The sequence below is a fragment of the Halomonas sp. genome, from assembly GCF_033549285.1.
Lineage (GTDB): Bacteria > Pseudomonadota > Gammaproteobacteria > Pseudomonadales > Halomonadaceae > Halomonas.
Genome location: NZ_JAWSUJ010000001.1, coordinates 123,080 through 138,986 on the forward strand (window position 1 = coordinate 123,080; position 15,907 = coordinate 138,986).

12 protein-coding genes are annotated in these 15,907 nt (G+C 69.4%); 10 read left to right on the forward strand and 2 right to left on the reverse strand.

The window, feature by feature from the left end; translation table 11 throughout:
- Nucleotides 1-3 precede the first annotated feature (3 nt).
- The 5 genes from mltB to lipB all read left to right on the forward strand — a co-directional run bounded on the left by mltB (nucleotide 4) and on the right by lipB (nucleotide 4,410).
- Complete coding sequence (mltB, locus tag SCI24_RS00590) at nucleotides 4-1,071, forward strand: lytic murein transglycosylase B (protein WP_318723430.1); 1,068 nt, start codon at nucleotides 4-6, stop codon at nucleotides 1,069-1,071.
- Nucleotides 1,068-1,997 (forward strand): septal ring lytic transglycosylase RlpA family protein, encoded by a 930-nt coding sequence (locus SCI24_RS00595; protein ID WP_318723431.1) that lies wholly within the window; start codon nucleotides 1,068-1,070, stop codon nucleotides 1,995-1,997. Before mltB ends, SCI24_RS00595 begins: the two co-directional genes overlap by 4 nt.
- A 54-nt stretch (nucleotides 1,998-2,051) precedes the next feature.
- Complete coding sequence (locus SCI24_RS00600) at nucleotides 2,052-3,251, forward strand: D-alanyl-D-alanine carboxypeptidase family protein (protein ID WP_318723432.1); 1,200 nt, start codon at nucleotides 2,052-2,054, stop codon at nucleotides 3,249-3,251.
- A gap of 167 nt (nucleotides 3,252-3,418) precedes the next feature.
- Nucleotides 3,419-3,730, forward strand: a complete 312-nt coding sequence (locus SCI24_RS00605; RefSeq protein WP_318723433.1) for a DUF493 domain-containing protein — start codon at nucleotides 3,419-3,421, stop codon at nucleotides 3,728-3,730.
- Nucleotides 3,730-4,410: a lipoyl(octanoyl) transferase LipB gene (gene lipB / locus SCI24_RS00610; protein WP_318723434.1), complete on the forward strand. Its 681-nt coding sequence runs from the start codon at nucleotides 3,730-3,732 to the stop codon at nucleotides 4,408-4,410. Before SCI24_RS00605 ends, lipB begins: the two co-directional genes overlap by 1 nt.
- A gap of 151 nt (nucleotides 4,411-4,561) precedes the next feature.
- Here lipB and lipA read toward each other — a convergent pair whose 3' ends face one another.
- Both lipA and SCI24_RS00620 read right to left on the reverse strand, forming a co-directional pair.
- On the reverse strand, nucleotides 4,562-5,614 hold the full coding sequence (gene lipA, locus SCI24_RS00615; protein WP_318723435.1) for a lipoyl synthase: 1,053 nt from the start codon (nucleotides 5,612-5,614) through the stop codon (nucleotides 4,562-4,564).
- A gap of 202 nt (nucleotides 5,615-5,816) precedes the next feature.
- Nucleotides 5,817-6,803, reverse strand: a complete 987-nt coding sequence (locus SCI24_RS00620; protein WP_318723436.1) for a LysR family transcriptional regulator — start codon at nucleotides 6,801-6,803, stop codon at nucleotides 5,817-5,819.
- Nucleotides 6,804-6,913: 110 nt separating this feature from the next.
- Between SCI24_RS00620 and SCI24_RS00625 the strand changes: the two genes are divergently transcribed.
- The 5 genes from SCI24_RS00625 to SCI24_RS00645 all read left to right on the forward strand — a co-directional run.
- Nucleotides 6,914-7,822, forward strand: coding sequence for a hypothetical protein (locus SCI24_RS00625; protein ID WP_318723437.1), 909 nt, complete (start codon nucleotides 6,914-6,916; stop codon nucleotides 7,820-7,822).
- Nucleotides 7,823-7,953: 131 nt separating this feature from the next.
- The gene (locus SCI24_RS00630; RefSeq protein WP_318723438.1) at nucleotides 7,954-10,608 is read left to right on the forward strand and encodes a DUF3141 domain-containing protein; all 2,655 of its coding nucleotides are present in this window, start codon (nucleotides 7,954-7,956) and stop codon (nucleotides 10,606-10,608) included.
- 281 nt (nucleotides 10,609-10,889) lie between these two features.
- The gene (gene topA, locus SCI24_RS00635) at nucleotides 10,890-13,523 is read left to right on the forward strand and encodes a type I DNA topoisomerase (RefSeq protein ID WP_318723439.1); all 2,634 of its coding nucleotides are present in this window, start codon (nucleotides 10,890-10,892) and stop codon (nucleotides 13,521-13,523) included.
- Nucleotides 13,520-13,984 (forward strand): DUF6586 family protein, encoded by a 465-nt coding sequence (locus SCI24_RS00640; RefSeq protein WP_318723440.1) that lies wholly within the window; start codon nucleotides 13,520-13,522, stop codon nucleotides 13,982-13,984. Before topA ends, SCI24_RS00640 begins: the two co-directional genes overlap by 4 nt.
- A gap of 66 nt (nucleotides 13,985-14,050) precedes the next feature.
- Nucleotides 14,051-15,907 (forward strand): TolC family protein (locus SCI24_RS00645; protein ID WP_318723441.1); only part of this gene is annotated, 1,857 nt, incomplete at its 3' end.

Here is a 15,907-nt window from a genome sequence, read left to right on the forward strand (position 1 = left end):
ACGATGACGGTGTCGTCACCACGGAGAAAGCGCTGGATGGCCTGGCTCGCGGGAGGGCTGCTGGCATGGGGGGCGACGACCGGCCTGGCGGCGGACTTCGATCCTCAGCGCCATCCCGAGGCACGGCGCCTGGTGGAGGAGCTGGTCGACAAGGGCGTCGACCGCGACTGGCTCCAGGCGGCCCTGGCGGAGGCCGAGTTCCGCCAGACGGTCCTGGATGCCATGGCCGGTGCCGCTGAACGCCGCCTCACCTGGCACGAGTATCGCGCCATCTTCCTGGATGCCCCACGCATCGCCAACGGGGTCGCCTTCATCGAGGCCCACCCGGCGGCCTTCGAGCGGGCCGAGGTCGAGTATGGCGTGCCCCCGGAGGTCATCGCCGCCATCCTCGGCGTGGAGACCCGCTACGGTGGCGTCACCGGCCGCCACCGGGTCCTCGATTCCCTGGCAACCCTGGCCTTCCATCACCCCAGCCGGGGGAGCTTCTTCCGCAGTGAACTGGCCGCCTTCCTGGAGATCGCCTACGAGGAGGAGCGGGCTCCCGGCAGCCTGACCGGCTCCTACGCGGGGGCCATGGGCTATCCGCAGTTCATTCCCACCAGCTACCGCGCCTACGCCGTGGACTTCGACGGCGATGGCCTGCGCGACCTCTGGACCAATCCGGTGGACGCCATCGGCAGTGTGGCCAACTACTTCGCCGAGCATGGCTGGCGCGCTGGTGAGCCGATCTACCACGAGGCCGAGGGCCCCGCCACGCCTCCCGAGGAGATCGACTTCAATCGCGCCGCACGGCCCCCCGCGGTGCCGGCAGCACAACTCGCCGCGGCGGGCCTCGAGGTCCCGGGCGCGCTGGCCGACGAGCATCGCCTGCTGCCGGTGGCGCTGGAGGTTGGGGAGGACGCCTGGCGCTACGTGCTCGGCGAGCACAATTTCTACGTGATCACCCGCTATAACCACAGTCATCTCTATGCCATGGCGGTGACCGAGCTGGCCGAGGCGATTGCCGATGCGCGCGGCCTGGAGGCCCACTGGCTCGACGCCACCGACACCACTCCGGAGGAGGCCTCATGAGACGCACCTTTGCCGCCCTGAGCGTGCTGCTGCTGCTGGCCGGCTGTGCCGGAGGTGGTGGTGGTTCCCGTCCTTCCTCGGGAGAGGCGTCCGGCCAGGCGCCCGTCACCTCGGGAAGCGGTGAGCGGTATGCGCTCTCCGGTGATGCCTATCCTGAGGACCCGCCCGATGTCGCCGAGGTGCCCGACGCGGAGCCGCGTCGCGAGGCGCGCTCCAGGGGAGGCAACAAGTCGCCCTACGAGGTGTGGGGCAAGCGCTATGAGGTGATGGCGGATGCCAGTGGCTACAGCCGCCAGGGCAGGGCCTCCTGGTACGGCGAGAAGTTCCATGGCTATGCGACCTCCAATGGCGAGATCTACGACATGTACAAGATGAGCGCCGCCCACCGCTCCCTGCCCCTGCCGAGCTTCGTCCGTGTCACCAGCCTGGACAACGGGCGCTCGGCGATCGTGCGGGTCAACGACCGTGGCCCCTTCCATAGCGACCGCGAGATCGACCTCTCCTACGCGGCGGCGGCCCGCCTGGGTATCCTCGAGCAGGGCACCGGCCGGGTGAAGGTAGAGGCCATCGACGTGGAGCGCTGGATCGCCGACAACGGCGATGCCTCCCGGGCGGCAGGGGGCCCCTCGCCCCGCAGCGAAGCCGTGGCACCGGCCCCCGCCGCTCCTGCGGCCGCCCGCGTCCGGCCCATGGCCGGCGGCGGCGTCTTCCTGCAGGTCGCGGCCCTGGGCTCCGCCGACAGTGCCCGGCAGCTCAAGTCGCGCCTGGAGGGCGAGATCGACCGCCCCGTGCGCGTCGCCAGTGCCACCGGCCTGCATCGGGTCCAGGTCGGCCCCCTGGACGATGCCGGCCAGGTGGACCCTGTCCGCGAGCAGCTGCGCCGGGCGGGCTTTGCCCAGGCCTTTGTCGTCAACGATGCCGACTGAGTCGGTGCCCCTTTTTCGAACCACCCCGCGATGCCCTTGATGAGAACCCCTGCCATGAGATTCACGCCTTTCTTCCGCCGCTGCCGGCTGCTGCCGCTGCTGATCAGCCTGCTGCTGGTCGTGTCACAGGCCACGGCCCAGGTGATCCCGACCCCGCAGACCATGATCCCCTCGCCGCCCCAGCTGGCGGCCAGCTCCTGGATCCTGATGGATGCCGACAGCGGGCGGGTGCTGGTGGAGCACAACGCCGACGAGCGCCTGCCGCCGGCCAGCCTGACCAAGCTGATGACGGCCTACCTCGTTGAGCGCGAGCTCGACCGGGGCAACATCTCGCCGGGGGACCTGGTGCCCGTCAGCGAGAAGGCCTGGCGCACCGGGGGCTCCAAGATGTTCATCGAGGTCGACACCCTGGTGACGGTCGAAGAGCTGCTCAAGGGCATCATCATCGTCTCGGGCAACGATGCCAGCGTGGCCATGGCCGAGCACCTGGCCGGCGGCGAGCGCCCCTTCGCCGACCTGATGAACCAGCACGCCACCCGGCTGGGCATGCACAACACCAACTTCGTCAATGCCACCGGCCTGCCCGACGACAACCACTACTCCTCGGCCCGCGACCTGGCGCTGCTCTCCCAGCACATCATCAACGACTACCCGGAGCACTACGCCAACTACGCCAGCAAGCAGTTCACCTATGGTGGCATCGAGCAGCCCAACCGCAACCGGTTGCTGTGGCGCGACAGCAGCGTCGACGGCCTGAAGACCGGCTGGACCGAGGCCGCGGGCTACTGCCTGGTGGCCTCGGCCAAGCGCGACGACATGCGCCTGATCTCGGTGGTCATGGGTACCGCGTCCGAGGAGGCCCGCGCCCAGGAGACCCAGAAGCTGCTCAGCTACGGCTTCCGCTACTACGAGACCCTCAAGCTCTATGACGCCGGCGCCGTGCTCAACACGCCACGGGTCTGGGGCGGCGACAAGAACGAGTTGCGCGTCGGCGTCGATCGCAACGTGGTCATGACCGTACCGCGCGCCCGCAGCGAGGAGCTCACCGCCAAGCTCGACATCCAGGCCGACCTCACCGCGCCCATCGCGGCCGGGGACCGGGTGGGGACCATGGAGGTGCGCCAGGGCGAGGAGGTGGTCGGCGAGCGTCCCCTGGTCGCCCTCGAGAACGTCGAGGAGGGGGGGCTGTTCAAGCGCTTCTTCGACCAGGTGCGGCGCTTCTTCACCAACCTGATCGGCGGCTGGTTCGACTAGGGCCTTCGGCCAGCCGCAAGGCACAAGGATCAAGGAGCAAGCAACCTCTTGGCTTGCTTCTTGATCCCATGCTCCCTTGACCCCTTGACCCCTTGACCGCTCGGCGTTGGTCTCCCACGCCCGGTTGAGTAAAATGCTCGGATATCCACGACCCGCCGGAAGGCTTCATGAACGACAACTCCCTGCGTGACCTTCGCAAGCCCCGTCGCCAGGCGGGTGGCAAGCCGCCGAAGATCACCTTTCCCTGCGACTACCCGATCAAGGTCGTCGGCGATGCCGCCGAGGATTTCGCCGCCACGGTCTGCCAGATCGTCATCCGGCATGACCCGGGCTTTGACGCGAGTGGCATCCAGGTGGTGCCCAGCCGCCGGGGCCGCTTCCAGTCGTTGCGCCTGACGATCCGCGCCACCGGCGAGGTGCAGCTCAAGGCGCTCTTCGATGAGCTCAAGGCCACCGGCCGCGTGCACATGGTCGTCTGATGGCAGACGATAGCGTGCTGTCACCCATCCAGTTGCATCGCCTGGGCCGTCGGCCCTATACGCCCGTCTGGCAGGCCATGCGTGACCTCACCGACGGCCGCGATGCACAGACGCCCGACCAGTTCTGGCTGGTCGAGCATGATCCGGTGTTCACCCAGGGACAGGCCGGCAGGCCCGAACACCTGCTGATGCCCGGTGACATTCCGGTGGTGGCCACCGACCGCGGCGGTCAGGTGACCTACCATGGGCCCGGTCAGGTCGTGCTCTACCCGCTGCTCGACGTTCGGCGCTCGCGGCTGGGGGTGCGCGACCTGGTCAGCGCCCTGGAGAATGCGGTGATTGCCTTGCTGGCCGAGCATGGCGTGGTGGCCCACGCGCGTCCCGATGCGCCCGGCGTCTATGTGGGGGAGGCCAAGATCGCCTCGCTGGGACTGAGGATCCGTCGCGGCGCCAGCTTCCATGGGGTGGCCCTCAACGTTAACGGTGACCTCTCTCCGTTCACGCGGATCAATCCCTGCGGCTATGCCGGCATGGCCATGACGCGGCTGGCGGATCTCTGCAATGACTGCCCAGGCGTCGAGGCGGTGGGAGAGCGCCTGGCCGAGTGCCTGGCGCGGGAACTGGGGCGGGAGTTAACAGCGCCAAGCAGCCAAGCGCCGAGCCGCCAAGCTGACCTGTGATGGGCGGCAGGTGCTGAGGTAGAACAAGCCCCGGCCAGCGCCATGTGCCGAGCCACAAGCAACCCCCGAAGGCAATGGTCTTCGGGGGGTGTTTTTGTTCCGGGGCTCACTCTGGATTGCTTGGCCGCTTGGCCGCTTGGCCGCTTGGTGCTTAGCCCACGTTGACCGCGTCGATACGGTTCGGGTCGGCTTGCTGGCCCGGCACCTCGGCGGGGGCCGCCAGGCCCAGGTTGTTCTTCTCGAACACCCGGTCGGCCCGGTAGCTGGAGCGCACCAGAGGGCCGGACGGCACCTCCATGAAGCCCTTCTCCAGGCCCAGCACGCGATAGCGCTCGAACTCCTCCGGGGTGACCCAGCGCTCCACCGGCAGGTGGTTGCGGGTGGGGCGCAGGTACTGGCCCAGGGTCACGATGTCGACGCCGATGGCCCGCAGGTCGTCGAAGGTCGCCAGGATCTCCTCCTCGGTCTCGCCGAGGCCGAGCATCAGGCTGGTCTTGGTGATCACCTGCGGCCGGTGACGCTTGGCATGGGCCAGCACGTCCAGCGTCTTGCGGTAACCGGCCCGGGGGTCGCGTACCCGTCCGGTGAGCCGTTCGACCGTCTCGACGTTCTGGGCGAAGACCTCCAGCCCCGAGTCGACCACGCGCTCGATCGCCGAGGGGGCGGCGTCGAAGTCCGGCGTCAGCGCCTCGACGACCACCTCGGGCGTGCGGGCCTTGATGGCACTGATGCAGTCGGCGTAATGGGTGGCGCCCCCATCGGGGAGGTCGTCACGGTCCACGGAGGTCAGCACGATGTAGCGCAGGCCCATCAGCTCGACCGAGCGTGCGGTATTCTCCGGCTCCTCGGGATCCAGCCAGCCCTTGGGGTTGCCGGTATCCACCGCGCAGAAGCGGCAGGCGCGGGTGCAGACCGAGCCCATCAGCATGATGGTCGCGGTGCCGTTGCTCCAGCACTCGCCCTGGTTGGGGCAGTGAGACTCGGCGCAGACGGTGCTGAGGCGGTGGGTGGCCACGTTCTTCTTGACCGCCTCGAAGCGTTCGCCGCCGGGAATCTGGGCGCGCAGCCACTTCGGCTTGCGCCCGTCGGCCGCGCCGTCCTCGACCTGGCGACGCGCCTTCATGCCATCCTTGATGGCGGCGGTGCCATGGTCGTTGCGGTACTTCTCGCCGCTGGAAACGCGTGGGGAGGGGGTGTCGCTCATAGCTGTGAGCCTCTCTGCTCGCCGGCTGTCGACGCCATGAGGGCGCTGCCGCGGGGTCTCCGGGAGTGCGCCGATCGGCGGTTCCAGGCAGCCTGGCACGTCGAATGATACGTGGGTCGAAAGCTGATAAAATACCACAGGATTCGCCGTGCTGGACAGCCGGGCCCGCGGCGCTCGTGACCTGGGTCAGTGGCATTGACGGTCAGTACGCCGTCACCGGCAGGCAGTCGACGCCATGGCTTGGCAGGGGACTCGGCGGGGCACTGAAGTGGGCGTGGAGCTCGGACAGGTGCTCGCGCACGAAGCGCAGGAACAGCTCGGTGACCGGCGTCGGGAAGCGGTCCCTGGGATGCACGGTGCACCAGGAGTGGCGCAGTGGAAAGCCGGGCAGTGCCAGCGGCGTCAGCAGGCCCGCCGCCACCTCCAGGCGAACCGCGAGTCGTGGCAGCACCGAGACCCCGAGCTGTGCCATCACGCCCTGCTTGACGGCCTCGTTGCTGCCCAGCTCGATGGCATGGTGCAGCCGCACGTCCTGGTCGGCGGCGAGCTCCTCGAAGGCGCTGCGCACCCCGGAACCGGGCTCGCGCATCAGCACATAGTGACGGGCGAAGTCCTCCAGGGAGGGGGCCTCGGCCTCGAGCAGCGGGTGGCCGGGCCACACCACGGGGATCATCTCGTTGTCGAGGATCGGCATGAAGGCCAGGGCCTCGTCCTCGGGCACCCGCGCCATGATCACCAGGTCGTCGCATCGCTTGGCCAGCCGTTCCAGTGCCTGGCTGCGGTTGCAGACGCGCAGGCGCACCTGGACGCTCGGATAGCGGGCGCGGAAGCGGGCCAGCAGGTAGGGCACCACATACTGGGCCGTGGAGACCGCGGCCAGGTTGAGCTCGCCGCGAATGGTCCCGGCCATGTCGGAGAGGGTCATCTGCAGGCGCGAGACCTGGCCGAAGATGGCCCGGGTCGAGGCCGCCAGGGCATCGGCGGCGGGCAGCAGGTGCAGGGTGCGCCCGGCATACTTGAACAGCGGCTGCCCCAGGGCCTGTTCGAGCTGGCGGATCTGGGCGCTGACCGCGGGCTGGGTCAGTCCCAGGGTCTCGGCCGCCCGCGAATAGGAGTGCTGGTCATAGACGGCACGAAATACCTGCAGCTGGCGAAAGGTCAGCCGGTTGAGCAACTGGGGTGAGGTCATGATGGTTCGTTCGCCGGCGGCACGCCTTCCGGCTCCTGAGGGACTCACGCGCATGCTAGCACCGCCGAGGCCTCTCCTGGAATTGCCCGCCCCGCCACCGGAGCATTCTCTTGTCGTGTCAGGCTGACCACGCCTTCTCGCGCCTGCTGGTCGCGGCCCAGGGGCTGGCGGCACTGCGCGTGCAGCAGGCCAGCGACGAGCTGGGCCTTGCCTTCCGCCTGGCCGAAGGGGAGCCCGAGGCCCTGGTGCTCAGGGCCCGCACGCTTGGCTGCGATGCCTTGCACCCCGGCGAGGCAAGCGGCGAGCACCAGCTTGCCCTTGCCGGCGCCTGCCGGCGTGACGACCTGCGTCTGATCGCCCCGGGCCCGGTGATGCTCGAGGCCATGGCCGACCGTGCCGCCATGTGGCGGCTGATGCGCGAGGCCGGCCTGCCGCTGGCGTCCGCGGTCGGGGAGGGGCGCCGGGTGAGGGTGCCGGTGCTGGCCGACGGTCAGGGCCGGGTGGTGCACCTGGCAGTCCGCCATGCACCCCGGTCAGGACCGATGCTGGCGCCCGTGCCCTGGCTGACCCCGGAACAGCGCAGCTACCTGGGGCAGCTCGCCGTGCAGGGTGTGGCAAGCCTGGGCCCGGTCGGGCTGGTCGTCGCCACCTTCCGGGTGGCCGGCAATGTCATCGGCTTCGAGGCCATGTCGCCGGGGCTTTCCGGCGACGAGGCCCTCGACGAGGCGCTGATCGGCATCGATCCGGTGGTCGAGCAGCTGAGGCTCGCCGCGGGCGAGCCCCTGCGCCATCGCCAGTCGAGGCTCGAGGCGAGAGGACATGCCCTGCTGTGGCAGTTGCCCCTCGCCCCCGCGGTGCACTTCGGTGGCGGCCCCGGCCTGCGGCTGGACCGCCCCGCGGTGGGAGGAATGGCCCGCCTGGTCGCCTGGGGGCGGCGCCCCGAGGTGGCCTGGCGGCGCGGGCGCCGCGCCCTCGTCGAGCTGCTGGGCGAGGCCGAGGCGGCGGCATGGATGCCCTGAATGTCGCTTAGGACTCCGGCATCCGGCGCTCGCAGCGGCAACGCTCATGCGCTATATTGCACTGCAACAAAGCCCGATTTCATGCATCGGCGTCGGAGATGTCCCGGCACCGAGCAACCCTGGAGCTCAAGATGAATTCCCTGATACCGACTCCCGCAGCCAGCGTGCTGCCCTTCGTGGATCCGTTCGGTTTCGGACGCGCTGCCTGCGACTACTGGCGCGACACCCTGGAGCGCAGCGTGCTCTTCATGGATGTCATGCGCCAGCGCGGCAACCAGTACCTCGAGCATATCGAGAAGACCAAGCCCAACGTGCTGGGCTTCGATGCCGAGGTCCTGGTGGACGGGCGCCAGCTGTCTCGCCCGGTCAACTATGAGCTGCTGCGCATCGTCCCTCCCCAGGGCATGGAGACTGACCTGCAGATGCGCCCCTTCGTGGTGGTGGACCCGCGTGCCGGCCACGGCCCGGGCATCGGCGGCTTCAAGCCCGACAGCGAGATCGGCGTGGCCCTGCGGGCGGGGCATCCCTGCTACTTCATCGGCTTCCTGCCCTATCCGGTCCAGGGGCAGACCGTCGAGGACGTGGTGGAGGCCGAGGTCGCCTTCCTGCGTCACGTTATCGAGCGCCACCCGGAGACCTCCGAGAAGCCCATGGTGGTCGGCAACTGCCAGGCCGGCTGGCAGATCATGATGGCCGCGGCCCTCGAGCCGGAGCTCTTCGGCCCGATCCTCATTGCCGGCGCACCGCTCTCCTACTGGGCCGGTGAACGCGGCAAGGCACCGATGCGCTATACCGGGGGGCTGACCGGCGGCAGCTGGATGACGGCGCTGTTCAGCGACCTCGGGGCGGGGCTCTTCGACGGTGCCTGGCTGGTCCAGAACTTCGAGCGCCTGAACCCCGCCAACACCTGGTGGAGCAAGCAGTATCAGCTCTACGCCAAGGTCGATACCGAGGCGGACCGCTACCTGGAGTTCGAGCGCTGGTGGGGCGGTCATGTGGTGCTGGGCGGTGACGAGATCCAGTACATCGTCGACAACCTCTTCGTCGGCAACCGCCTCTCCACGGCCCAGCTGGTGACCTCCGACGGGCGTCGCATCGACCTGCGCAACGTGCGTTCACCGGTGGTGGTGTTCTGTTCGAAGGGCGACGACATCACCCCGCCGCCGCAGGCCCTGGGCTGGGTGCGCGACCTCTACGAGGGGGTCGAGGATGTCATCGCCAACGAGCAGACCATCGTCTACTGCGTCCATGACACCACCGGCCATCTCGGCATCTTCGTGTCCGGCAGCGTCTCCCGCAAGGAGCATGCCGAGTTCACCGCCAACATGGACTACATCGACGTCCTGCCGCCCGGGCTCTACGAGACCACAGTCTCCAGTGCCGCCGAGCGCGAGGATGCCGAGCTGATCGAGCGCGACTACCTGCTGGAGTTCTCGCCGCGGACCATCGAGGAGCTCGACCGGGAGGTCCAGCACCGCCCCGATGACGATACCCGCTTCGCTACCGTGGCCCGGATCTCCGAGATCAACCTGGGGTTCTACCGCCTGTTCATGCAGCCCTGGATCCAGGCCCTGGCGACGCCCGAATCGGCGAAGTGGATGCGCCGCATGCACCCCAACCGCATGGGGTACCGCCTGCTCTCCGATCGCAACCCCTTGATGACCGCGGTGCCGGTGCTGGCCGAGAAGGTGCGCGCCGACCGCCATCCGGTTCACGAGGACAACGTCTTCCGCGCGGTGGAGGGCATCCTGTCCGACCAGGTCACCCGCAGCCTGAACGCCTGGCGCGACCTGCGCGACAGCAGCAGCGAACGCCTCTTCCTCGACTTCTACGGCCAGCCGGTGCTGCAGGCCATGGTGGGTCTGGGCGGTGACGCCCATGTGCATCGCCGTCGCCCGGGCGCCGAACCCGAGCACCGCCGCTTCATCGAGCGTCGCCGCGAGGAGGTCCACCACGCGATCACCGAGGGAGGCAGCCACGAGGCGGTCATGCGTTCGGTGATCCATGTGCTGGGCGGCGCCCCGGCAACCGACGAGCGCAACTTCAAGCGGCTGCGGGCCTCGCGGGCCGAGCTCGAGCCGGGCCTCCAGCTGGCCGACTTCAAGCATATGGTGCGTGAGCAGTTCTTCACCCTTCAGCAGGACCACGAGGCAGCCCTTGAGGCTATCCCGACCCTGCTCAAGGGGCAGACGGCCAGCCAGATCGATGCCCACCTGGCGCATATCGAACATGTCCTGGCGGCCAGTGGTGAGTTGAGCGAGCACGCGGCGGACCGCTTCGAACGCATCAAGGGGCTGTTCCACCAGGCCATCCAGCGTGCGCCCCAGGAGGAGCAGGAGGCGCTTCGGGATGCCCAGGCCAGGTTGGCCAGCGAGGCGCTGGCCGGCGAGGCGGCGCGTCGTGAGGTGGAAAGCCTGATGGAGTCGCTGCCCGCTGCCGAGCCGGCGTCCGAACAGGCCGACCCGCGTGAGGGGGTCGCTAAGGCCCCGACGGCCGAGGCGGCAAGCCCCGCGGCCCCGGCGCAGGAGCCGGCCAGTGAGCCCGTCGCCGAGGCGCCGGCGCAAGCGCCGGGCAGTGAAGCCGGCCCCGAGGCACCTGTGGAAAGCGCCTCCGACGAGGCGTCGACCGCGGGCAGCGAGGCCGCGTCTGCCGCCGAGGCCGATGCCAGCGGCACCTCGCCGGAGGGCCAGGAGACGGCCACCAGCTCCACCGGGCCGGCCAAGCGCAAGACGGCCAGCCGCGCCACGCCGCGTCGGCGGACGCCGCGCAAGCCCCGCAAGGGCTGATCGGTCGTCCCTCGGCACACCAGCGCCCCCGCCCTGACCGGCGGGGGCGCTGTCGTTGAGGAGGAGGCCTCTGCCGGCTTGGCGTGATGGTGTTCGGGGAGCTAGGTTCAAGAGGCCGCCCACCCCCGGGCGGTCGCGGTTGCCTGACCGGGGGCGGGCGGCGACTGGCGTGACGGCGACCGCTGGGGTAGGGTAAGCGCATTTTTCACCCGCCGGACAGGGCGGGCCGAAACCGTCTGGCGCCAGCGTTGGAGCTGGCGCCATCAGCACAGTGGAGCACTATGGGCAAGTCACTGGTCATCGTCGAGTCGCCCGCCAAGGCCAAGACGATCAACAAGTATCTCGGCAACGACTTCATCGTGAAGTCGAGCGTGGGGCACATCCGTGACCTGCCGACCAGCGGCTCGGGCAAGGCAGCCACGGACCCCAAGGAGCGTGCGCGCCAGGCCGCGGAGACCCGCAAGATGTCCGCGGAGGAGAAGGCCGAGCATCGCAAGCGCAAGGCCCAGGACCAGCTGATCCGGCGCATGGGTATCGATCCCGAGCATGGCTGGAAGGCGCACTACGAGATCCTGCCGGGCAAGGAGAAGGTGGTGGCTGAGCTCAAGAAGCTCGCCGAGAAGGCCGACGCGGTCTATCTCGCCACCGACCTTGACCGCGAGGGGGAGGCCATCGCCTGGCACCTGCGGGAGACGATCGGTGGCGACGAGACCCGCTACAAGCGGGTGGTGTTCAACGAGATCACCAAGAATGCCATCCGCGAGGCCTTCCAGGATCCCGGCAGCCTGAATATCCCGCGCGTCGAGGCGCAGCAGGCGCGCCGCTTCCTCGATCGCGTGGTGGGCTTCATGCTCTCGCCGCTGCTGTGGGCCAAGATCGCCCGTGGCCTCTCCGCCGGCCGGGTACAGTCCGTGGCGACCCGCCTGATCGTCGAGCGCGAGCGCGAGATCCACGCCTTCATTCCCGAGGAGTTCTGGGACGTCCATGCCGACCTGAAGCCTGCCGGCGACGACCAGACGGTGCGCTTCGAGCTGGTCCGCCAGGACGGCAAGACGTTCCGGCCGACCTCCGAGGCCGAGACGCTGGAGCGCATCGCGGCGCTCAGGAAGGCGAGCCTCGCGATCACCGCGCGGGAAGACAAGCCCACGCGCTCCAAGCCCAATGCGCCCTTCATCACCTCGACGCTGCAGCAGGCGGCCAGTGGCCGGCTGGGATTCTCGGTGAAGAAGACCATGACCCTGGCCCAGCGCCTCTACGAGGCCGGCTACATCACCTACATGCGGACCGATTCCACCAACCTCTCGAAGGATGCCGTTGAGAACGTGCGCGAGTTCATCGGCAGTGAATTCGGCCAGCGCTACCTGCCCGAGGCGCCCAATCGCTACTCCAGCAAGGAGGGGGCCCAGGAGGCCCACGAGGCGATCCGTCCCTCCGAGGTGGCCCGGCGGGCCACCGACCTGGCCGGCATGGAGCGCGATGCCGAGCGCCTCTATGAGCTGATCTGGCGCCAGTTCGTGGCCTGCCAGATGACGCCTGCCGAATACCTCTCCAGCACCCTGACTGTCGAGGTCGATGGCTATGAGTTGCGTGCCAAGGGGCGTGTGCTGAAGTTCGACGGCTATACCCGGGTGATGAAGCCGATGGGGCGCAAGGAGGAGGACCAGTCGCTGCCTGACCTCGCCGAGGGCACGCCCATGAGCCTGGAGGCGCTCGACCCCCAGCAGCACTTCACCAAGCCGCCGGCCCGCTATACCGAGGCGAGCCTGGTCAAGGAACTGGAGAAGCGCGGCATCGGTCGCCCCTCCACCTATGCCTCTATCATCTCCACCATCCAGGACCGCGGCTACGTCAAGCTGGAGAACCGGCGCTTCTATGCCGAGAAGCTCGGCGACATCGTCACCGAGCGCCTCAAGGAGTCCTTCCCCGACCTGATGGACTACTCCTTCACCGCGCGCATGGAGGATGGCCTCGATGAAGTGGCCGAGGGCGAGCGCAACTGGCAGGCGCTGCTCGATGCCTTCTACGCCGAGTTCAAGAAGGAGCTCGCCGTCGCCGAGAGCGAGGCGGGCATGCGGCCCAACCAGCCGGTGCCCACCGACATCGACTGCCCGACCTGCGGCCGAAAGATGCAGATCCGCACCGCCTCCACTGGGGTCTTCCTGGGCTGCTCCGGCTACAACCTGCCGCCCAAGGAGCGCTGCAAGACCACCATCGACCTGTTGCCCGGCGACGAGGCGGTGGCCGCCGATGCCGGCGAGGACGCCGAGACCGACGCGTTGCGGGCCAAGCATCGCTGTCCCAGGTGCGGCACTGCCATGGACAGCTACCTGATCGACGAGACCCGCAAGCTTCATATCTGCGGCAACAGCCCGGATTGCGATGGCCACGAGGTCGAGCACGGCAAGTTCCGCATCAAGGGGTATGATGGCCCGACCATCGAGTGCGACAAGTGCGGCAGCGAGATGCAGCTGAAGACCGGACGTTTCGGCAAGTACTTCGGGTGCACCAACAGCGAGTGCAAGAACACCCGCAAGCTGCTGCGCAGCGGCGAGGTGGCGCCGCCCAAGATGGATCCCATCCCCATGCCGGAGCTCGCCTGCCAGAAGGTCGAGGACCACTATGTGCTGCGCGACGGCGCCAGCGGCCTCTTCCTGGCGGCCAGCAAGTTCCCCAAGAACCGCGAGACCCGCCCGCCGCTGGTCAAGGAGCTCAAGGCCCACGCCGAGGAGCTGCCCGACAAGTACCGCTACCTGCTCGATGCCCCCAGCGTGGATCCGGACGGGCGTCCGGCGCAGATCCGCTACTCGCGCAAGGCCAGGGAGCAGTTCGTGATGACCGACGAGGCCGGCAAGGCCACCGGCTGGCGCGCGACCTACGACGGCCGCAAGTGGCAGGTGGAGGACAAGCGCAAGTGACCCCGAGAGCGCGCACCAACCAGTTGCTCTACCAGGCGGCGCTGCTGCTCGACGTGCCGGCCGGCGACGACGAGCATGCCGAGGCCCGGCGCATGGCCGCGGAGGAGGGCAGCCTGGCGCTGGCCGAGCTGGCGCTGCAGTCCCTGCTGCGCGAGATCACCGAGCACGCCCACCTGGAGCGCCACGACTGGCGTGAACTGCTTGGCCCCGAGGGCGCCGGCATCGCCGAGCTGCACCGCCTGCGCGAGCTGGCCGCACGCCCCGACAGCTGGCTGGCCTGGCTGACCGGCAAGCTCGAGGCCCTTCACGCCAATGACGGCGCGGCCCGGCGCGCCACCGGCGCTGCCCGGGGGTTGATCGCCGTGGGCAGCGGTGCGGCGCTGGGGGAGGAGCTGCGCTTGTGCCTCGCCGAGGCCAAGGCCGAGATCGCCGCCCTGCGCGAGACCAGCGAGGAGTGGTAGTTCGCCTGGCAAGCGTCCAGGCGTCGTTTATACTCGGGGTCCTCGCTCACCGACCGGTCGACCGACATGAACGCCACCGCATGGAAGCGCCTGTTCGTTGTGCCGCTGCTGGTCCTGCTGTTGGCGCCGCCCGTCGTTCGGGCGGCCGACCTCGCCCTGGCCCCGCACCTGCTGCCGGGTGGCGAGACGGATTTCCCCGCCCTGCGCGAGGAACTCTCGCGCCTGTCGGCTGGACGGCTCACGCCCACCCTGGTCGCGGCCCCGCCCGGGTCCGGTGCTCGCCTCCCCGGATTGGAGGCCCTGGAAACCCCCGCCTTTCTTGCCGCCTCCGCTCCTTTCGGCCTCGAGCCGCTAGCAGGCGCTAGCCGAGTCGTGGTGATCGGCCCGCCCGGATCGCTCGACGCCGCCGTCGACGCCCTGGCCGGTGGGGCCCGTGCCCATGGCATCGCGCTGGTGTCGCTGCCCGTCGGCGCCTCCCTTGATCCTGACGACCCCCATCTGCGTGGTGTCGATGCCGCGCTGGTGCTGGCCCTGCCCCATCTCGACGAGGCCGCTCAGCGCCGGCTGTTCGACACGCTGGTCGGTGTCGGCGTGCCCAGCGTGGCGCTGACTGATGCCCGTCAGGTCGAGCGTGGCGTGCTGCTCTCCTCGCCACAGGCGCTGGACCATGAGGCCTGGCGGCGAATGCTGGCATTGCGCCTGGACGATCTGGCCGTCGGGCGCCGGTCCGAACCACTGGGTGAGCGGCCCACCTTGGCGCGTCCCTGGCTCAACCTGGAGACAGCTGCACGTCTCGGCTATCCGCCGAGCTTCGACCTGCTCAGTCGTGCGCGCCTGATAGGCGGGGCCGTCGCGCCGCGAGGCGGTCGACTGGGCCTTGATCGGGCCGTGGCCCTGGCGCTCGCCGACAATCTGGGGCTTGCCGTGGCACGCCAAGAGGTCGAGGTCGAGGCCTTCGATCGCGATCTGGCGTCATCCCGCTACCGTCCCAACCTCTATCTCGAGGCTACCGGGCGGGTGATCGACGAGACGCGGGCACGGTTGGCGCTCGGCCAGGAGCCCCAGCGGTTGAGCAGCGGTGCGGCGGTGCTCGAACAGCTGCTCTTCTCCGAGCCGGCCTTGGCCGCCATCGGCATTGCCGATCGCCTCGACCGTGCTCGGCGCGCCGAGCTCGAGGTGGAGAGCCTCGACCTGGCCCTCGAGGTAGCAGGCGATGTCCTGGATCTGCTACGGCTCGACGCCAGCCGTGAGGTGCTTGAGGCCGACCTCGACCTGGCCCGCGCCCAATACGACCAGGCGCGGCGCGGCGAGGCCGCCGGCGCGGTGGGGCGCGGCGAGGTGGCGCGCTTCGCGGCCGAGCTGGCCCAGGCCCGCGAGCGCCACGAGCAAGTGGTCGCCGATCGTGAGCGGCTGCGCGTGGCGCTCAATCGCCGGCTCGGCCGCGACCCGGCCATGCCGCTTTCGCCGGTCGAGCCGGACCTGGAGCGAGCCGAATGGCTGGGCGGGGATGCCCGTTTCGCTGCGGTTCTCGACAATCCCGCGCGCTTCGCCGACTGGCAGTCGCGGCTGGTGGCCAGCGCCCTGCGGGACTCGGCGGAACTCGAGGCGCTGGGCGAGCTGCGTCGCGCCGCCCAGCGTGAACTTGCCTCGCGCCGTCGCGCCTTCTGGCTACCCGAGGTGGGCCTGGAGGCCCGCTATGCGACCGAGCTATCGCGTGGCGGCGAGGGGGATCGGGCTCCCTGGGAGTCGCCTGATCCGCTGGTTCAGTTCGGCGTCGGCGCCCTGGAAAGGGCGGGCGTGTCGCTGGCCGAGACCGGCGGTGACCAGTGGAGTGTTGGCGTCTCGGCGCGGCTGCCCCTTTTTGCCGGTGGACGGCGCAGCATCGAACGCGACCGCACCGCGGCACGCCTTGAGCAGGTGGCG